This window comes from Exiguobacterium sp. KKT215, from assembly GCF_055635335.1.
Genome location: NZ_CM145756.1, coordinates 1,075,559 through 1,095,079, shown reverse-complemented (window position 1 = coordinate 1,095,079; position 19,521 = coordinate 1,075,559). Strand labels below are relative to the sequence as shown.

Here is a 19,521-nt window from a genome sequence, read left to right as displayed (position 1 = left end):
ATCGCTTTTTTAGTTTATCATAGTTTTTCATGGCGGTACTGCCTTCGTCACAATCCCGCGACACCGATTTCGTTCACAGACGACCATCCCGTCCTCGTCCGTCCGTAATACCCGCTTTCCCTCGAGACGTTGTAGCGTGTCAAGATGCGGATGTCCGTAACGATTGTTCCTTCCGACACTGATGATGACCCATTCCGGATTGATTCGGTTCAACAGCGCCTCACTCGACGATGTGTTCGACCCATGATGCCCTAATTTGAACACATCGACGTCAACGGTCGGAATCATCTCTTCCCGCGTGTCCGGCAAATCCCCAGTCAATAAATACGTGAGCGCCCCGACCTGCATGAACAGCGACACCGAGTTCGCATTCTCGTCCTCGCCCGCCTTTCCCGGTGCGACGACCCACATCCATGGATACGGCCTATCCCCGCTCGACAGGAGCCTGACCGGGACTTGATAGGTCTCCAGCTCGGCCAGTAACTCGTCTCGTTTGCCTTGATCCGCTACTTCCGCCGAGAGCCACACCTCATCGACTTCGATGGACGAGAGCAAACCGGACAGTCCGCCGACGTGATCATGATCGGCATGGGTAAGCAATAAGAAGTCGAGGCGCGTCTCCCCTCGCTTCCATATGTACGGGGCGACGACGTCCGCTCCCGGGTCATAGGTGGACCGTTTCGATTCTTTCGGGTCTTGAAACACTCCGCCGACATCGATGACTCCCGTGACCTCGCCGTACTCGACGACGACGGCATCGCCTTGTCCGACGTCTAAAAACGTGACGCGCGGCTCTTCGCCCCATTCAAGGACGCCATGCATGAGCAAGAGCGCAATCACGGCAAGCCCCCAACCGCTCCATCGTTTCCACTCAAGGAGCATCAATCCGCCCCACAGGACGACAGCGAGGCCAAGAGCGTGCCAAAACGTAAACTCATGCAGCGGAAGCCAAGGCCGCCAATCGTGATGCAGGGCGAACGTCCCATTCAGGCCATCGAGGATCGGATGCAGGAGCTTTTCAGCGGTCGGCACGATATACGCGAACAGGGCGAGCGGAATGACGATCCAGGAAATTAAGAAAGCGCCGACGACGTTATACACGGGTGCCAACACCGATATAATCGGTTGAACGGGCCATAACAAGATGAGCCCGAACCATTGAGCATATACGGCCAGCCCGAACGGTCCTGTCCAAATCGGGCGAGTCACGAGCAAGAACAACGTCATCGCAACCGTCAACTGAAACCCTAAATTCCATAGCAAGTACGGTTGCAAGGCGAGCAAGAACGCCGCGCACCAACTGAGCAACCGAATCGGGTCGCGGACACGGTAACCAAACAGTGACAGCCCGAGCAACACGTCGGCGACGAGCACGGCCCGCGCCACTGGCGGCGAAAACCCGGTCAACCATCCGAACAACGTGACCACAACGAGAATCAACATTGTCTTCGTCTCTCGTCGCAACGGCAACGGCCGCGTCGTCCAACGCAATCCGAGCACGAGGAGCGCGATATGTGAACCGGAGATGACGAGCAGATGGAGCAGACCGGTCACCCGGTAAGAAAACGAGGTATCCTCATCGAGCAACCGACTCTCCCCGAACAATAACGCCTCCATATAAAGCGCCACATCCGGCCGATACGTCGTCTCGATTCTCGCGAGCTGTCGTTCCTTCCAACGGAGCATCCGTCCACTCATGCCGTCACTCGGACGACACGCCTCGATGGCGACGTCACTCCCTTTGAACGCAAGTCCGGCCCCATACGCCCAAGCCGCCTCGTCGAACCCACCTGTATTGCGCAACGGTGCGAACGGGGTCTGCGTGAACGTGACGAGGCACGTCTCTCCGGGACGACCGAGCGAGAGGTCACGGCCGGTCAATACACCCTCCTTTCCGTCGATTTGTCCATACAGCCGCGCCGATTGGCCATTGTCCCGCCGGCTCTCGATGGCGAACAGATAGGGTCCGTCCACCGGCAACGGTTCGGCGTCAGGACGTACGAACACGAACAGGACGAGCAGGACGGCACCAACGTGCGCATAGACGGATTGACCACGCCAAGTGAAGGCGATGGCGACAGACAACAGGAGGCAGAGGGCGACTGATCCGTGTATCCCGGCAATGAATAGGCTGATTGGCAACAATGGATACAGTGGCATGTCATGGAACCAAGAGATAACCTTCCATGCTTTCTAACGTCTTCTCCCCGAACCCTTTGACGTTGCCGATCTCTTCATATGACTTGAACGGCCCATGCTGTTTCAAATGATTGAGAATCGCCTCGGCTTTGGCCGGACCGATGCCCGGTACTGTCATCAATTCGTCCTTCGTCGCACTGTTAACATGGACCCCGTTCGTCCCCCCGCCCGCTTCTTCAGCGGCAGGCACAACGACCGTCTCCCCTTTTTTCGGGACGCTCACTTTCGTCCCATCGACGAGCAATTGGGCCAAATTCAATTGTTCGGGATCAGCCTCGGCCGTCAAGACGGCGAGAGACAACACATCCCCAACACGGGCCCCTTGCGGCATCGTATACATATCGGGCGCCTCGACAGCCCCGGTCACATAGACGACGATTTCGGTCGGGACGCTCGGCTCGATTTCCGGCTCGGGTGTCGCCACGAACTGTTCGACCATCGGCGTCTCCGGTTCTTTCGAGTAAAACATATAGCCCACCCCAATGAATAATCCGACGAGCAGCACGACGACATACCGTCTCCACTTTTCCATACGTCTCCTCCTCGCGTGAGTCTTCCCTCTAGTATGAGCAAATAGACATCGGTGCGCCCGTTCCGCCTTTGACGTTTCTGATGCGCTTATGACCCTGATAGGCGTGTGTCGCATCCGCTTCGAGACGACAAAAAAGAGACAAGCCGAAACTTGTCTCAGTGCTCTTCAAAATGTTGGACTTGGCTCGCGAGTGCGGCGGCCTGCCCTTCTAACTCCTGCATCAAGGCGAAAATTTGATCGAAGCTCGCTTGTTGCTCTTTCATCGAGGCCGCGACTTCTTCATTGCCCGCCGCGAGTTCCTCGGTCACGCCGCTCACTTCCTCGACCCGTTTCAAGACGTTCGTGACTTCCGTGCTCGATGCGACCATCTCGCGCTCGATCGTCCCGACGAACGAGGCGACGTGATCGGTCCGGTCATGGATTCGACTGAACGCCTGCTTCGTCAATCCGAACGCCTCGAGCTGTGCCGTCTGCTCACGACTCGACTCTTCGACCATATCCGTCAAGCGGGCGACCTCATCGCGAATCGTCTGGACGACTCCGAAAATCGAACGTGTCGCCACGTTACTTTCTTCAGCCAGCTTCTTGACTTCGCTGGCGACGACTGCAAACCCTCGTCCGGCCTCCCCAGCCCGTGCAGCCTCGATGGCGGCGTTCAAGGCGAGCAGGTTCGTTTGGGCGGCGACGTCTTCCACGAGTTTTGCCATTTTTTCAATCTCTTCGGTCTTCCGGGCGAAGTCATCCATCCGATTGACGAGTGATGCGTTGCGCGCGCTCGAGCGCTCTAGAATCTCTTCCTGGTCCGTCAGCGTCTCGATACCGGCCGCGACTTCACGAGTCATCTCGGTCGTCTGTTCAGTCGTCTGCTTCGTCTGGTTCAAACTCGTCTCGAACGAGGTCGCCATGATGCCGACCGATTCGAGCGTCTCTTGCAGTTCCGTTGCAATCGACTGTGCCCCGTTCGCCATCTCATCGACTGCATTCGTGATGTTCGACGTCGTGCTGACCACGGCCTCGTTCTCGGCGGCCGCTGTCTCCGTCATATCGTTCACTTTCATCGAAGTGACGCGAATGGACCCGATGACCGTCTGGAGCGACATCGTCATCTCTTGCATGGCCCGCTCTAACCGTCCGATTTCATCACGGCGCGTCGAATCCGGCAACGTGATTAACCGGCCGGCCGCGATTGCTTCCGCCGCCTCAACGTTTCGCTCGAGCGGATGGGTGATCGAGCGGGCGAAGAAGAAGTTATAGACACTGAGTGCGCCGATGACGAAGACCGTCAACAATACCGATACGAGCAGGAGACGTTTCGTCTCGCTCGCCGCCTCGGCCTGTAGCGCCTCATAGAACGTACCATTTTTCAAGAGGAGTGTGTTCACATCGTTCAATACTCCTTCGAGTTTGGCGGCTTGAATCCGGGCCGCAATTCCGCCGGCCTCGGCCGTCTCCACTTCAGCTTCAATCCGTTCATACTTCGTTGTCGCCCGTTCAAGGTGCGTCGCGAACTCTGGAATCAGATATGTCTGTTCGAGCATCGCAAACGTTTCTCCGTTCGTCGCCCGGATGCGCTCGAGTTGCGTCAGCGTCGATTGACTCATCTGCTCGCCGAGCGATGTCCAAAGTGACTGTTCTTGCAAGAGCGACGTCTCGAGCTGTGACAGCTCGATCATTTGCGTCCCATACTGTTCATTGTACGTCTGCAGACGATTGAGTGTCGTCAAAACGTAACTCATCATCAACACAATCAACAAGACCGTGAACACGGTCGAAAAGATAAACCGTTTCCGTAAACTCATTTCAGCGTCCCCTCCATCAACTGTTTCTGAAACGCCTCAAACTGTTTTGTCTCTTCGTCATCCCACTGGACACGACGAAGAGCGGCCAAACCGACACCGTTTTGATCGATTCCGAGTTCGACGTGGGTATTGAACGCCTCGTTCTCGAGTCGATTCGCGATTTCAACGATGGCCAAATCAACTTGTTTCAACATCGACGTGATGACCGCGTCCGGTGCAATCATCGATTGATCACTGTCGACCCCGATGGCCTTCACACCGTTCCGCTCAGCCGCCTCTAGAACTCCGACCCCTGTCAGTCCTGCAGCGGCGTATAACACGTCCGCTCCGGCTTCAATCTGTTTCTCTGCCAATTCGCGCCCGATTTCAGGTGATGCAAAATCGTTCGCATAGTCGACGAGCATCGTCACGTCATCGTTGACACTTTTCGCTCCGAGTTCGAAGCCAGTCCCAAACTTTTGAATCAGTTCGTTGTCGACGCCCCCGATAAATCCGATTTTGTTCGATTCCGTCTCGAGCCCCGCGACTGCACCGGCTAGCGCACTTCCTTCCGTCTCTTTGAACGTCACGGACATGACGTTCGGTAATGTCGATACGGCATCGATCAACGCGAACTGTTGCTCCGGATGTTCGGCCGCTACCGCTTCCAAGTCCTCTTGACAAGCGAACCCGAGCCCGATGATGACGTCATGTCCGTCGGCGACGAGCTGTTCGAACCCGGCCTTGTACGTTTCCGTCTCATCCAACTCGCGGTAATCGACGAACCATTCCCCCGTCTCACGGAGTTGTCCCATGCCGCGCATCGCCGCATCGCTGAATGACTGGTCCCCGAGACCAACATCAGACAACACAACGCCCATCGATTGACGGGTTTCAACGGTTGCTTCCGGTTGGTCAATCACAGACTGACAACCTGGTAACCAAGTCACACATGCGGCCAACAAGCCGATGATGAGTGATTTCTTCATAATCGCTACTTCCTCTCTCTAATGGTCTGACATCTCACTTATCGTCAGAAACCGATCGAGTTTGAAGCCTTTCGTTTCAAATTTAGGGGAATTTGAGTAAAACAAAAAAAGCCACAGACGATGACTTGTCTGTGGCTCCCTACTTATTCTTCCGTCGCGGCGAACGTTGACTCGCTCAACTCGCGATTCGCACTCGGCTGAACGTTGCCTTTTCCAGCAAAGTTGTCGAGTAAATCTTTCATATCGATTCCTGACGACGCTTTGAGCGTCTGTTGCAGCGATGCCATCAAGTCGGTGGCGTAACCCGTGACTTTGCCGGCTCCGCCGTCTTTGCCGCTGCCCGTATCGACGACCGTAATCTTGTCGATATTGCCAAGCGGTGCTGCGATTTGTTTCGCATAATCCGGAAGCATCTTGACGACCATGTCGAGGATGGCGGCTTGACCATACTGCTCGAACGCTTCGGCAATCTTTTGTTTCGCTTCGGCTTCGGCGAGACCCGTCAAGCGGATAATGTCAGCTTCGGCTTCCCCTTTGGCCCGTTCCGAATCGGCCTCGGCCACACCGGCGAGGCGGACCCGTTCGGCGTCGGCTTTCGCTTCCGCTTCGATGCGGTACTTCTCAGCGTCGGCTGCGGCGATTTGACGTGCCTTGTCGGCTTCGGCTGACTGCTCGATCGCATAGCGGTCGGCGTCGGCTTTCTTCTTCACTTCAGAATCGTACTGTTTCTCACGACGCATGATTTCTTTCTCTTCGAGCTCGATTTGCTTTTGACGTTCGATGATTTGGACCTGCATCTGTTGCTCGGTGACTTCTTGCTTCGCTTTCGCTTCTTCGAGCTCATACGCTTGGTCGGCGCGGGCCTTGGCGACGTCTTGTTCACGGCGATACGCCGCGATACGAAGCTGGTTCTCTTTCTCGGCTTCCGCGATTTCTGAAGCACGTTCAAGTTCCGCTTTCTTCGCGTCCTTCATCGCTTCTGCTTGTTTGATGCGCGTCTCTTTGTCCGCTTCGGCCGTGGCGATATCGGCATCTCGCTTCACTTGCGCGATTCGTGGCTTCCCGAGCGATTCAAGATAGCCGTTCTTGTCACGAACATCTTTGATGGTGAACGAGACGATAACGAGACCCATCTTGGCCAAGTCTTGTGAGGCGACGCGTTGCACTTCTTGCGAGAACTTATCACGGTTCTTATAAATCTCTTCAACTGTCATTGAACCGAGGATTGAACGGAGGTGACCTTCGAGCACTTCTTTCGCCTCGTTCTCGCGTTCGATTTTCGGTTTGCCGAGGAATTGTTCGGCCGCCGTGGCAATCTCACTGATTGAGCCGCCGATTTTGATGATGGCCGTCCCGTCCGCCATGACCGGTACACCTTGCTCGGTATACACTTCCGGCGTCGTCACCTCGAGCTTGCTCGAGAGAAGACTGAGTGGTTCTGCCTGCTGGAACACCGGCAAGACGAACGTTCCGCCCCCACGGATAATCTTCACGCGGTTGCCTGACGCGTCGCTATGGACGTTCTTTTTCCCTAAGTAGCTGCCGGTAACGATGAGCGCCTCATCTGGTCCGACCGTGCGATACTTCAACACGAAGACGAAAATTAAGGCGAGCAAAATCACTCCGACGATAATACTGGCTAAAATAGCTGTGTTCATACGTTAAAACTCCTTTCGGATTGTCGGTTCGTCATACTCCATGACGACCGCAATGTTTCGTTCGACTTCGATGATGACGACGCGTTGTGTCGTATCGATGGCTTTTCCGTCGACACTCTTGGCCGTTTTTAGTACGGATCCCGTTACCGATTCGACGAGCACTTCGCCAAACCCACCTTCTGGGACCGGGACCGTCAATCGACCAATCAGGCCGACGAGGGATTCATCGGTCATTCCGATCGATTCTTCCGCGTTCGATAGCGGCAAGAGGACAAATAAGTACAGGAGCGTCGTGAGCGCGAATGAACCGACGAGGGCGACGGCAAGCCCTATCATTGGCGACACGTGGGCAAGCGCATTTAAAATCAATCCGATTCCCGCACCGAGCGCTAAAAAGGATAAGATGACGGCGGGATTGAACCAACCATCAAATACATCGAACGCATCTGAAAAAATCATGTACACGAATGTACCGAGACCCGCGATGATGAGTACCCACCAATACAGCTGATCTAACGATTCCATTACCACTCCTCCTCGGCGCGACGCTGTCGTTCGTACGAAAGGACGCGGCGCAAATGTTCGACTTCGAGCGCGAGCGCCTGTTCAATCGTGTCCCACTCTGCCAACGGTCGGGTCGGTTGATTGACCGACTGTCGGACCCGTCCTAACGTCTGCTCGAGACGTAAGCGATCATAGCGGTCGACCGCCTCCATCCGTTCTTGTCGCAGAAGTGACAAATAGTGATCGACTTCCGCTTGTAACGCAATGATTTGCTCGGTCGCCGCTTCCGACGATTCCTGCATGAGCAAGCGACGCACCCTGACTTGATGGGCGATCAGTTTTGCAATCCGAGCTTCTAGCTCGAGAATATGTTTATAGAGAGATTCTGCCTCATCTTCATCCGTGTCATCGCGCCACCACATCTCCGACTCACCTCGCTTCTTTCTTTACTCACTTGTCTATACGTTTAGAGCGAAACTTTGGTTTCAAAATAACTAAAAAAAATGTAAGATTGATTTGCTAGCGTTAGAAAGGAAGTGCTCACATTGGGCAATCAAGTCATTAAATTATCAGCTACCGCCCAGGAGGAACTCATCGCGAGTTATCGGGCCCATTCAGTCAATCCTCCGCCACACGCACGATTCAGTGCTAAAACACCTCAGTGTGTGATTACGGTCTACAATTCGGGTAAAGTCATGTTCCAAGGACGTGATGCCGACACGGAAGCCGCCAAATGGGGAACGAGCATTAAAAAAGAACCTAGCGTTCCGAAAAATGTTCTGCCGGAAGGCTTTTCGGACTGGTCTGTCATCGGGAGCGACGAAGTCGGAAAAGGTGATTATTTCGGACCGCTCGTCGTCGTCGCCGCCTACGTGCCAAAAGAGAAAATCGCTCTCGTCAAAGAGCTCGGGGTCAAAGACTCCAAACTGCTGTCGGACACAGAAATCGTCCGAATCGCCAAAGACTTGCACGTCACCATCACCTATCAGAAGGCGACGTTGCACAATCCGGCGTATAATAAAATGCAACGGACGATGACGCAAGGCAAAATGACGGCCATCGCCCATAACGCCGCCTTGTCGGCCTTATTGCAGAAGCTCGATGCGACACCGGACGCCATTTTAATCGATCAGTTCGCTGAAAAGAACATCTACTATAACCACCTTCGTTCCGAAAAAGCAGTCGTCAAAGATGACGTCTATTTCTCGACGAAAGCGGAAGGATTGCATGTCGCCGTGGCCGCCGCCTCGATTCTCGCTCGCGCCTTGTTCTTAAAAGAAATGGACAAGTTAAGTGCGACACTCGGGGTCACGTTACCGAAAGGCGCCGGCGCCAAAGTCGACCAAGTCGCGGCCGATTTGATTCTTCGTTATGGTCAATCCCGTTTGAACGAGGTCGCGAAAGTTCACTTCGCCAACACGAAAAAAGCAATCCGGTTGAGCGAGTTGAAACGATAGTCCTACATTTGTAGATATGGTATATTATTTTTAGGGTTTAATGAACTTAAAAATTTTTGGAGGATAGCGTTCATGTTGCATTATAAAACGTACACATTAAGCGACGACCATCCTTGGGTCATCTTCATCCATGGCGCGGGTGGAAGTCTGTCGCATTGGTATCGTCAAATTCGGCCGTTCAAAAAGAAATATAACGTGCTCCTGCTCGACCTACGCGGACATGGCGGCTCTTACAACGCAGAACAGTCGTTGAATCAACCGCTGAACGCGTATACGCTCGATGTCGTTGTCGAAGACGTCGTCGAGGTCATGGACCACTTACAGATTGAAAAAGGCCACATGGTCGGCCTATCGCTCGGGACGATTGTCATTCAAGCGATGTTCGAGCACCATCCGGAACGAATCGCTTCAGTCGTGCTCGGCGGGGCCATCGTCAAGTTCAACGTCCGCTCGACGTTGTTGATTCGCCTCGGTAGTCTCGTACAGAGCTTCGTGCCGTACATGTGGCTATATCAGCTGTTCGCGTGGATTTTATTACCGAAGAAGCGTCATAAGAAATCACGCATGATGTTCGTCCGCGATGCGGCCAACCTGTGTCAACGCGAGTTCATCCGCTGGTTCAAGATGACCGAGAATATGAATCCGTTGCTTCGTCATTTCTCTTCGATCGAGACGAACGTACCGATTCTCTATATTATGGGTGACGAGGACTACATGTTCCTCGAAGCCGTCGAACGGACTGCGAAACATCAGCCGACGGCTCGTGTCCAAGTCGTCACTGACTCGGGCCATGTCGTCAATGTCGACCAACCCGATCATTTCAATTCAATCTCGATGGCATTCATCGATCAACAAGTTGGCTCACTTGCAGCCAGCACGTCTTAATACGAGACGATCCTTCATTGGGTCGTTTTTCTTTTTGAGCGGTTTTCAATTTTTTTCAAATTAATTTTCAGAAAATATTGATTATTGAAAAATATCGTGTTACTCTTAGACAAATCTTAACAAACGGAGGAGCTGGCAATGATGAAAACCCATGCGCAACACGGCCTACTGATTATTATTCGACTGAGGGACTGAAAATCGACTCGATGACCGAGACGAATTTTTGGGCCCTTGTTTCGATGGTTTCGGACGAGGCGCTCATGGTATGACCGACGCGCCTATCCCATCCGGATAGGTTTTTTTATTGGATTGACACACATAGAGGAGATGATGGAAGTGAAACAGTACGCAATGGACCGAATGATCAAAATATCAGCAGGAATGGCAAGCGCCGTCCTCGTCACGCTCGGGGTTGGACTCTTGATTGAAACGATTGGGAAGATGGCCGGCATCGAGACACTCGTCTTGATCGGGCAAGTCGCGAAATCATTGCTCGCCCCGGCACTCGGTGCCGGTGTCGCTTATCAGCTCGGCGGCAATACGCTCATTTTGTTCAGCTCGATGATTGCGGCAACCGTTGGTGGTGCGGCGCTCCAAGCGACCGAGAGCGGGCTCGTCCTCGTGCCCGGTCAACCGATCAGCGCCTTGATTGCAGCAGCAGCTGCGGTCTGGTTAGGCAAACGTGTCCTCGGGAAAACGAAATTTGATATGATGGTCGTCCCGGTCACCGCTGTCCTTGGAGGCGGCATCGTCGGAGTCGGCGCAGCAGCCGTCACGACACCGCTCATCAACTCAATCAGCGCCAGCATCACCGCTTCGGTCAATACGTCTCCAATCGCGACATCGCTCGTCATCGCGCTCGTATTTAGTGTCATGCTCATGTCACCTGCTTCGTCGGCCGCACTCGCCATCGCGCTTCAACTCGACCCGGTCGCCAGTGCCGCCGCGTTGATCGGATGTACGGCCCAGTTCGTCGGCTTCACGCTCATGGCATATCGTCAAACAGATCCAGGCGGTTTGGTCGCCTCGTTCTTCGTCACACCGAAAGTCCAGTTTCCGAACGTCGTCAAAAACCCTCGCGTCGTCATGCCGCCTTTCATCGCGGCGATGATCAGCGCGCCGATTGCGACGCTCGTCTTCTCACTCGAAGTCCCTTATGAAATCGCGGGACTCGGGCTCAACTCATTGATTGCGCCGCTCAACATCCTTGCCGCGCAAGGAATGGACGCGTTCCTCATCTTCGTTGGAACGGGAGTTGTCCTTCCGGCCGTCATCACGCTCGTCTTGTATAAAGTGACATGCCTCGTCGGTTGGACAAAGTTCGGCGACTTGGCTCTTGAAGTCCAGTAAACTCAAAAAAGGTGTCCACACGTGGTGGACACCTTTTTAGGTTATGCGCGAACTTCCGCACCGTGTGCCGCTTGAACGGCAGTGAGAATCGCTTCATACGACGCCGTCACTTCTTCATCTTGAAGGGTGCGGGTCGGATCTTGATACTTGAGCGAGAAGGCGATTGATTTCTCATCGTCCCCTACGTTCTCCCCGATATAGACATCGAACAAGGCGAGGTCAATCAAGAGCGGTCCTGCCGCCTGTTTGATGGTCGCTTCGACTTGACCGGCCGGGATGTCCCGTTTCAACACGAGCGCCAAATCACGTGTGATGGATGGGAAACGTGGTACGTCTTCATAGATGAGCTCGGCTGACTGTTGCAACACGTCCAAGTCGAGTTCGAACACGTACACTTCTTTCAATCCATACACGTCTTTCGACACGCCTGGATGGACTTGTCCGACGTAACCGATGACACGTCCGTCGATGAGCACGTTTGCGGTACGACCTGGGTGCATATCGGCAATCACGGCCGCCTCATACGTCGCTTCGACACGTAGCGCAGACAAGAGCGTCTCAACGGCTCCTTTGGCGACGAAATAGTCGACCGGGACACGCGTACCTTGTGAACGGTGATCGTACCAAAGTCCCGTCAATACGCCGGCGACGCGCTCCGTTTCACGTGGCAACGTCTCGCCTTGTTCAACATAGACGCGTCCTGTCTCATACAATCGCACGTTCGCTTGTTGACGCGACGTATTGTAACGAGCCGCCTCCAACAGACCTGGGATGAGCGATGTCCGGAGTACCGAACGCTCTTCGCTCATCGGCATTGCCAAGTTCACTTGCGTCAAGTCGGCTCCACTGAAGCGTGAGGCGTTCCCGACGCTCGTGAGCGAGTACGTGATCGCTTGCGACAATCCTGCGCCTTGGAGGATGCGACGGACGCGACGGCGCAACACGTTTTCTTTCGGGAGGTACCCTTTCGAGTGTGACGCCGGAAGGCTCGACGGAAGACTGTCATAGCCATAGAGGCGTGCCACTTCTTCCGTGATGTCAGCCGGCAACTCCAAGTCAGGGCGACGCGACGGTACGTGGACCGTCAACGTCTCGTCCCCGGTCACATCGAGACCGAGACGTTCCAAGATGCGGACAATCGTCTCTTGCTCGAGGTCCATTCCGAGTCGATGGTTGATATAAGCGACCGAGACATCAATCGTCCGAGCCGCAGAGTCTTTGTCCCCAGCGATGACGATGTCGCTAATTGTGCCACCGCTCACTTCGACGATGAGTTCGGCCGCACGGTCAAGGGCCAATTGTAACCGTTCCGGGTCGACCCCTTTTTCAAAGCGGGCACTCGAATCCGAGCGTAAACCGAGCGTACGGCTCGTCTTACGGACCGATGCCGGTGCGAAGTAGGCCGACTCGAGGATGATACTCGACGTCGTCGCATCGACTTCGGTGTTCGCTCCACCCATGACGCCGGCGATGGCGACAGGCTGCTCGCCGTCCGTGATGACCATCATCGAGGCATCGAGCGTGCGCGTCACGTCATCGAGCGTGACGATTTCTTCCCCGTCATACGCTTGGCGAACAGCAATCGTCGTTCCGAGTTTCGCCGTATCGAACGCATGAAGCGGTTGACCGAGCTCGAGCATGACGTAGTTCGTCACATCGACGACGTTGTTGATTGGGCGGACGCCTTCTGCGATCAAAATATTTTTCAACCATTGTGGCGAGTCACCGATGACGACGCCGTCGACACGGCGTGTCGCATAGTACGGACAGTTGTCTGTCTCGAGACGAACGCTGACCGTGTTCGCGACATTTGTCGTCACGTCGGCAGTCGGTAATGTGTATGGGCGCTCAAGGATGGCCGCGACTTCATGAATGATCCCGTAAAGGCTTAAGCAATCTGAACGGTTCGGTGTCAATCCGAGCTCGATCACTTCATCGTCGAGGTCTAACAGACGGATGACGTCCGCACCGACTTCGACCGGTTCGCGGAACGTGTGAATGCCATCCTGCTCGTCTTCACGAATTTGTTTCTTCTCGAACCCGAGTTCCTCGAGCGAGCAAATCATCCCTTGCGACTCGACGCCGCGCAGCTTCGCTTTCTTAATTTTAAGGCCTGGGAGACGAGCTCCGACCGTCGCCACGATGACGTGTTGACCAGCGGCGACGTTCGGCGCGCCACAGACGATTTGAACCGGGCTATCCGCACCGATATCGACCGTCGTCACGTTCAATTTGTCTGCCTCAGGATGCTTCTCGCAAGCGAGGACATGCCCGACGACGAGTCCCGACAAGCCTTCCGACCGGCTGACGACGCTCTCGACTTCAATCCCGTTTTTCGTGATTAAGTCACCGAGCGTTTGTCCGCTCAAATCGGATACGTCAATATATTGATTCAACCATTTTTTTGATAATAACATGTGTGATCCCCCTTAGAATTGCTCGATGAAGCGTAAGTCGTTTGTATAGAAGTGACGAATATCGTCCACCCCATGTTTTAACATCGCCATCCGTTCGACACCGATTCCGAATGCAAATCCGGACATCTTCGTCGAATCATAGCCTGCCATCTCAAGCACGCGTGGATGCACCATTCCGCCTCCGAGAATCTCAATCCAGCCTGTCTTCTTACAGACGTTGCAGCCTTTGCCGCCGCACTTGAAACAAGAGATATCGACTTCGACCGACGGCTCTGTGAACGGGAAGAAGCTCGGACGGAGACGAATCTCACGCGTCTCACCGAACAACTGTTTGACGAACACTTCGAGCGTGCCTTTCAAATCGGCCATCGAGATATGCTCATCGACGACGAGTCCTTCGATTTGCATGAACTGATGCGAATGTGTCGCGTCATCCTCATCACGACGGTATACTTTACCCGGGCAGATGATGCGAATCGGCTTCCCTTCTGCTTGGAGCATCGTCCGTGCTTGAACAGGCGACGTATGTGTCCGGAGGAGCGTCTCGTCTGTGATATAGAACGAATCCTGCATATCACGGGCCGGGTGATCTTTCGGGAGGTTGAGCATCTCGAAATTGTATAAATCCGTCTCGACTTCCGGACCTTCGGCAATCGTATAGCCTAGACCGACGAACAAATCTTCCATCTCATCGACAATTTGTTGGAGCAAGTGGGTATGACCTGGCAGTGACGTCCGACCTGGGAGCGTGACATCAATCGTTTCCGCTGCCAGTTTCGCCTCGAGCTCGACTGCCTTCACTTCCTCGATCCGTGCCTCTAACGTGTCTTGGATTGTCGTCCGGACCGTGTTGACGAGTTCACCCACGACTGGTCGTTCTTCAGGTGAGAGTTTCCCCATCCCGCGGAGCACCTCGGTCATCGGTCCTTTTTTCCCTAAATATTTGATGCGGACATCGTTCAACTCTTTTTGTGACGACGACGCTTGAATCTCCTGCAACGCCTCTTGTTGTAATTGTTCCAACTGTTCTTTCATTCTTGTTTCCTCCTCTACAAAAAAAGTCCCTTCAGTCGATGACTGAAGGGACGAATAATCGCGGTACCACCCTACTTGGCCGAAATCGGCCCACTTGAGAGCATCGGTATCGGGATGCTACTTCGGTGTTGTCTCCAACACGACTCGAGAGTGAATTCAGCGCCGCCCAAGGCATCGGCTCGCAGTCTCGGCCCATGCTCCCTGTACTCGTTCGGTAGTTCGCGTACTATGCTCTTTCAACGTCTATTCATTATTTTGTTCGATGTAATTAACCTATCACGATTCGTCAGTGCTGACAAGGTTATTGTAGCGCAATCCGATACATGAGAATACCGGCCGCGACGGCCGCGTTCAACGATTCGGCATCGCCGAGAACCGGGATATGGACACGCGTGTCACACAAGTCGAGCACGTCTTGATGTACGCCTTGTGCCTCGTTGCCGATGACGAGCGCGACCTTCTCACTAAAATCGACTTGCTCGTACGATGTCGCTTTCGCGAGAGCCGTGCCGTAAATCTGGAAGCCTTCGCTCTTCAATTCAGGCAACGTCTCGAGCAAATCGACCGAGCTCACGTTGACGTGGAACAAGGAACCTTGTGTCGCGCGCACGACTTTGGCATTGAACGGGTCGACCGTCCCTTTGCCGAGAAGGACCGTATCAAAGCCGGCCGCGTCCGCCGTCCGAATCATCGTCCCGAGGTTACCTGGGTCTTGGATGCGATCGAGGACAAGCACATGTTTCATCTTTCGTTCGACCGGGGCCATCTTGACGACAGCGAACACACCTTGCGTTTTCTCTGTCTCTGACAATAAGTCAGCCACATGGTCGGATAGTTCGAGGACAGGCATCTCATCAAGGCGCCATGATCCTTTCGGGGTATACGACTCCCCCATAATCAGCTGGACGAGACGTCCGGCACGGATGGCCTCGTCGACCAAATGCTCGCCTTCGACCAAAAATTGTCCGGACTCTTGTCTGCCTTTTTTCGTCATCAAACGCTTTAAGCGCTTAATCGTCTCACTTTTCGTAGACGTGATTTTCGTCATATTATCCCTCTTTCAACCATTGAACCGTTTCGTGATCGAGTCGTTTCGTGAGCGCTACGACCAAATCGACGGCTGCTTCATAATCTGCTTTGTGAATGATTGAGACATTCGTATGCAAATAACGGACCGGTACCGTGAGCGCGACGGCCGGCATCCCGACACCTGCCAAATGGAAGCGGCCAGCGTCCGTTCCACCGCCCGGCGTCAAATCCAATTGGTACTTGATGTCGTTCTCTTTCGCCACTTCGACGATCAAATCGATGAGGCGCGGGTTCGTGATGGTCGTCGCATCGAAGAAGATGACTTGAACGCCTTCCCCGAGTTTCGACAATCCTTCTGCCGGTGTCATCCCTGGTGTATCTCCAGGAATACCCGTATCGACGGCGATGGCGACGTCCGGTTTGACCAAGTTGGCAGCCGTGACGGCACCGCGCAACCCGACTTCTTCTTGGACCGTCGCTCCAGTAAAGACAACACCCGGAACTTCGTCGTCTTTCAATCGTTTCGCCGCCTCGATGGCGATGGCACAACCGATTCGGTTATCCCACGCTTTGGCCATCAAGAAGTCTTCATTTTTCATGACCGTGAACTCACAGTGTGGGACGACCGTATCGCCCGGGCGAATGCCCCACTCCGCGACTTGATCTTTCGACGTCGCACCGATATCGAGGAACATGTCTTTAATCTCGACAGGTTTCTTGCGCGCCTCGAGCGGAAGCACGTGCGGCGGTTTCGCACCGATGACTCCAGGGATTTTTTCGCCTGAGCGTGTGACGACGTCCATGCGTTGCGCGAGCAATACTTGGTTCCACCAGCCACCGAGCGCTTGGAAACGTAAGAAGCCCCCTTCTTCGATTCGTGTCACCATGAAGCCGACTTCATCCATATGGCCGGCAATCATGACACGCGGTCCATCCGCGTTGCCCGTCACCCGTCCAAACAGACTGCCTAACCCGTCTTGTTCGAACGCTTCCACGTGAGGCTCCAAGTATTCGCGCATCAATGAGCGGACTTCTCCTTCATTTCCCGGGACACCGGTGGCATCCGTCAAGCGTTTCAGCATATGTAATGATTCGTTCATGGGACATCGCTCCTTCGTTTCGATTAGTAACCTTGATTTTGTCGCTCATGGTTCTTTTCATTTTTTGCCATATACGCCATCACCATCAACTCTTCGTTGATGCCGAGCGTATAGCCAAGTTCGAGATAAGCCGCCATCAGCGTCTCGTACATCGGTTCCGTCTTCGACAAACCAAAGTTCGTCACTTTGCGGAACACGTCTAAAAAAGCGTCAGTCGCATCAAGATACGAGCTACCTGCTGGGAACGAATCGCGTTCATACCCGAGGGCAAGACCGAGCGACAATAAGAAATGAATGCCGTCGACATACTCTTCTAAGATCACGTCTTGAGGCGACGGGCCCTTCGTTGACCAAAATTTAAAGCTACGGGTCTCATTGGCGAGTTCACCGAGTTCGACGAGCAAAGCGAGTAGCCGCTCATCAAATTGGTTCCCGGATAGTTGATGTTCTTCTTTGATCCGCTCATCTAATTCACGCTGCCGATCAAATAATGTTGTCCAGTTCACCGGTTGCTCCTCCTATTCTGCATTCAAAGCAGTACTAAAATCATTAAAGACCAGCCGACTGCCAAAATCAATACTTGTATTTGAACGCTTTTTGGGGCATGAACCGCCTTTTTCCGCGTCAAATGAAGCCCGAACAGAGCACCGATCGCACCGCCGGCATAAGCATATAAGACGTTGAAATCACCTTCGCCGAGCGTGTACCGTTTCGCCTGCAAATAGGTGTAGACGTTCAAGACGATGAGTGCCAACGCGACGATGGCCAAAACAGATGGATTCATAGTCCGCCCTCCTTATCTTAAGTTTAAGGAATAAATCAGAAAAAAGAAAGCGCCGAGATAAGGTCTCGGCGCTGTCGATTGAACGATTACGCGTTCAATTTTGATTTAGCTGTATCAGCAAGTGACGCGAATGCCTGTGCATCTGTCACAGCAAGCTCAGCAAGCATCTTACGGTTGATGTCGATTCCTGCAAGCTTGAGGCCGTGCATCATACGGCTGTATGAAAGACCGTTTGTGCGTGCTGCCGCATTGATACGTGTGATCCAAAGACGACGGAAATCACGTTTCTTTTGACGACGGTCACGGTAAGCGTACATGAGTGACTTCATGACTTGTTGTTTTGCTACTTTAAATAGAATGTGTTTCGAGCCAAAATAACCTTTGGCAAGCTTGATTTGCTTTTTACGACGTTGACGAGTCGTATAACCGCCTTTTACGCGTGGCATATGGTTTCCCTCCTAAATTCTTTCTGTATTACTTCGCGATCATGTTGCGAATGCGTTTGAAGTCTCCAGCTGAGACGATAGCACCTTTACGGAGCTTACGTTTCGCTTTAGTCGATTTGTTACCAAACAAGTGACTTGTGTAAGCGTGTGAACGCTTGAGTTTACCTGATGCAGTACGTTTGAAACGTTTAGAAGCACCACGGTGCGATTTCATTTTCGGCATGAGTATTTCCTCCCCACTATGACTCGATGATTAATCTTCTTTCTTCGGAGCCAGCACTAAGAACATGCTGCGTCCTTCCATCTTCGGCTTTTGCTCAACTGTTGCCAAGTCGGCACATTCCGCCGCCAATTTCTCCATGACGCGTCGGCCGATTTCCGAGTGTGTGATGGCGCGTCCGCGGAAACGGATCGACGCTTTCACTTTGTTACCATTTTCAAGGAATTTGCGAGCGTTACGCAATTTCGTTTGGAAATCGTTTTCCTCGATTGTCGGGCTGAGGCGCACTTCTTTCAATTGGATGACTTTTTGGTTTTTACGCGCTTCTTTCTCCTTTTTCTGGAGTTCGAAACGGTATTTCCCATAGTCCATAATTTTAGCGACCGGTGGGTTAGCTTTATCGGCGACCAAGACGAGATCGAGTTCAGCCTCTTCTGCTAAACGTAATGCTTCATTACGCGATTGCACACCGAGTTGTGCACCGTCCGCTCCAATTAAGCGAACTTCACGGGCACGAATGTTTTCGTTGATAAAGAGCTCTTTGCTAATGGTTAGCACCTCCATCGTGCGGTTGCACGAGTTTTAGATTGATAAGACAACATGGCAATAAAAAAAGCGTCGGCAGTTTCCCGCCCACACATCATTTCGGAGACAGTAGAGACCAAGGCTCGACTGCTTCACGTACATGATGGACCTGACCGAATCTGTTCGGACGAGGTGAGAAGCGGGCGCTTCTGCTTTGTTGTATTTAATCACTATGTCATCTTAACACCAATAGGATTAAGATGTCAAGAATTCGCGCATGAATAATTGGTAGCTCACACTTTTATGATGATAACAGTCATTTCGCTGTTTCGCAATACCTTTTCCAAGGGAATAAAATAAAAAAGGAGGGATGGACCGTGTCTTGGAGAAAGCAAGTGAAAGGCGACCATGATTATCACGACCAAATCAAACACATCGTACAAGAGACGATGCGCCACCATGAGGTGAGTGATGCCAAGCTCGAAGCGATTTTGACGGACTTATTAGAAGAAATGAACCGAATCACGTTGAAGATTGTCGACGACCATGAGTCCGCTCGCGACTATATCCATAAACGATGGTATTGAAAAAGGGCGCTCGCCCTTTTTTCAAT

Annotated in this window: 20 protein-coding genes; 4 read left to right on the top strand and 16 right to left on the bottom strand. The window is 53.2% G+C overall.

Features of this window, described 5'->3' with window-relative positions:
• Window positions 1–27: 27 nt before the first annotated feature.
• The 7 genes from ACZ2GZ_RS05690 to ACZ2GZ_RS05660 form a co-directional block, all read right to left on the bottom strand.
• Window positions 28–2,160, bottom strand: a complete 2,133-nt coding sequence (locus ACZ2GZ_RS05690) for a ComEC/Rec2 family competence protein (RefSeq protein WP_131471288.1) — start codon at window positions 2,158–2,160, stop codon at window positions 28–30.
• Window position 2,161: 1 nt separating this feature from the next.
• Complete coding sequence (locus tag ACZ2GZ_RS05685) at window positions 2,162–2,731, bottom strand: helix-hairpin-helix domain-containing protein (RefSeq protein ID WP_021065657.1); 570 nt, start codon at window positions 2,729–2,731, stop codon at window positions 2,162–2,164.
• A gap of 155 nt (window positions 2,732–2,886) precedes the next feature.
• Window positions 2,887–4,530 carry a methyl-accepting chemotaxis protein gene (locus ACZ2GZ_RS05680; protein WP_131471289.1) on the bottom strand — a complete coding sequence of 548 codons (1,644 nt, stop codon included), beginning with the start codon at window positions 4,528–4,530 and terminating at the stop codon, window positions 2,887–2,889.
• Entirely contained in the window at window positions 4,527–5,498 is a 972-nt protein-coding gene (locus tag ACZ2GZ_RS05675; protein ID WP_021065655.1) for a BMP family lipoprotein, read from the bottom strand. The genes ACZ2GZ_RS05680 and ACZ2GZ_RS05675 overlap by 4 nt, the downstream gene beginning before the upstream one ends.
• 143 nt (window positions 5,499–5,641) lie before the next feature.
• A complete protein-coding gene (locus ACZ2GZ_RS05670; protein WP_021065654.1) occupies window positions 5,642–7,156 on the bottom strand; it encodes a flotillin family protein in 1,515 nt (504 codons plus the stop codon).
• Window positions 7,157–7,159: 3 nt separating this feature from the next.
• Window positions 7,160–7,681, bottom strand: a complete 522-nt coding sequence (locus ACZ2GZ_RS05665; RefSeq protein ID WP_021065653.1) for an NfeD family membrane protein — start codon at window positions 7,679–7,681, stop codon at window positions 7,160–7,162.
• Window positions 7,681–8,082 carry a hypothetical protein gene (locus tag ACZ2GZ_RS05660; protein ID WP_021065652.1) on the bottom strand — a complete coding sequence of 134 codons (402 nt, stop codon included), beginning with the start codon at window positions 8,080–8,082 and terminating at the stop codon, window positions 7,681–7,683. The genes ACZ2GZ_RS05665 and ACZ2GZ_RS05660 overlap by 1 nt, the downstream gene beginning before the upstream one ends.
• 123 nt (window positions 8,083–8,205) lie before the next feature.
• On the opposite strand from ACZ2GZ_RS05660, the gene rnhC reads away from it, so the two are divergent.
• The 3 genes from rnhC (at window position 8,206) to ACZ2GZ_RS05645 (ending at window position 11,352) form a co-directional block, all read left to right on the top strand.
• The gene (gene rnhC, locus ACZ2GZ_RS05655) at window positions 8,206–9,117 is read left to right on the top strand and encodes a ribonuclease HIII (protein WP_131471290.1); all 912 of its coding nucleotides are present in this window, start codon (window positions 8,206–8,208) and stop codon (window positions 9,115–9,117) included.
• Window positions 9,118–9,189: 72 nt separating this feature from the next.
• Complete coding sequence (locus ACZ2GZ_RS05650) at window positions 9,190–10,002, top strand: alpha/beta fold hydrolase (RefSeq protein WP_021065650.1); 813 nt, start codon at window positions 9,190–9,192, stop codon at window positions 10,000–10,002.
• A 327-nt stretch (window positions 10,003–10,329) separates the two neighbouring features.
• The gene (locus ACZ2GZ_RS05645; protein ID WP_034796886.1) at window positions 10,330–11,352 is read left to right on the top strand and encodes a PTS sugar transporter subunit IIC; all 1,023 of its coding nucleotides are present in this window, start codon (window positions 10,330–10,332) and stop codon (window positions 11,350–11,352) included.
• A gap of 41 nt (window positions 11,353–11,393) precedes the next feature.
• Here ACZ2GZ_RS05645 and pheT read toward each other — a convergent pair whose 3' ends face one another.
• The 9 genes from pheT to infC form a co-directional block, all read right to left on the bottom strand.
• The gene (gene pheT / locus ACZ2GZ_RS05640) at window positions 11,394–13,769 is read right to left on the bottom strand and encodes a phenylalanine--tRNA ligase subunit beta (RefSeq protein ID WP_131471291.1); all 2,376 of its coding nucleotides are present in this window, start codon (window positions 13,767–13,769) and stop codon (window positions 11,394–11,396) included.
• Between the two features lie 12 nt (window positions 13,770–13,781).
• A complete protein-coding gene (gene pheS, locus ACZ2GZ_RS05635; RefSeq protein ID WP_131471292.1) occupies window positions 13,782–14,804 on the bottom strand; it encodes a phenylalanine--tRNA ligase subunit alpha in 1,023 nt (340 codons plus the stop codon).
• 301 nt (window positions 14,805–15,105) lie between these two features.
• Window positions 15,106–15,852 carry a TrmH family RNA methyltransferase gene (locus ACZ2GZ_RS05630; RefSeq protein WP_021065646.1) on the bottom strand — a complete coding sequence of 249 codons (747 nt, stop codon included), beginning with the start codon at window positions 15,850–15,852 and terminating at the stop codon, window positions 15,106–15,108.
• Window position 15,853: 1 nt separating this feature from the next.
• Complete coding sequence (locus ACZ2GZ_RS05625; protein ID WP_021065645.1) at window positions 15,854–16,933, bottom strand: M42 family metallopeptidase; 1,080 nt, start codon at window positions 16,931–16,933, stop codon at window positions 15,854–15,856.
• 23 nt (window positions 16,934–16,956) lie between these two features.
• Complete coding sequence (locus ACZ2GZ_RS05620) at window positions 16,957–17,439, bottom strand: dUTP diphosphatase (protein ID WP_029595195.1); 483 nt, start codon at window positions 17,437–17,439, stop codon at window positions 16,957–16,959.
• Between the two features lie 23 nt (window positions 17,440–17,462).
• A complete protein-coding gene (locus tag ACZ2GZ_RS05615; RefSeq protein ID WP_021065643.1) occupies window positions 17,463–17,717 on the bottom strand; it encodes a hypothetical protein in 255 nt (84 codons plus the stop codon).
• An 86-nt stretch (window positions 17,718–17,803) separates the two neighbouring features.
• Entirely contained in the window at window positions 17,804–18,163 is a 360-nt protein-coding gene (gene rplT / locus ACZ2GZ_RS05610) for a 50S ribosomal protein L20 (RefSeq protein ID WP_021065642.1), read from the bottom strand.
• 28 nt (window positions 18,164–18,191) lie between these two features.
• Window positions 18,192–18,386 carry a 50S ribosomal protein L35 gene (rpmI, locus tag ACZ2GZ_RS05605; protein ID WP_021065641.1) on the bottom strand — a complete coding sequence of 65 codons (195 nt, stop codon included), beginning with the start codon at window positions 18,384–18,386 and terminating at the stop codon, window positions 18,192–18,194.
• A gap of 30 nt (window positions 18,387–18,416) precedes the next feature.
• On the bottom strand, window positions 18,417–18,947 hold the full coding sequence (gene infC, locus ACZ2GZ_RS05600; protein ID WP_021065640.1) for a translation initiation factor IF-3: 531 nt from the start codon (window positions 18,945–18,947) through the stop codon (window positions 18,417–18,419).
• Window positions 18,948–19,285: 338 nt separating this feature from the next.
• Between infC and ACZ2GZ_RS05595 the strand changes: the two genes are divergently transcribed.
• Window positions 19,286–19,495 (top strand): hypothetical protein, encoded by a 210-nt coding sequence (locus ACZ2GZ_RS05595; RefSeq protein WP_214714593.1) that lies wholly within the window; start codon window positions 19,286–19,288, stop codon window positions 19,493–19,495.
• The last annotated feature ends 26 nt before the right edge of the window (window positions 19,496–19,521 follow it).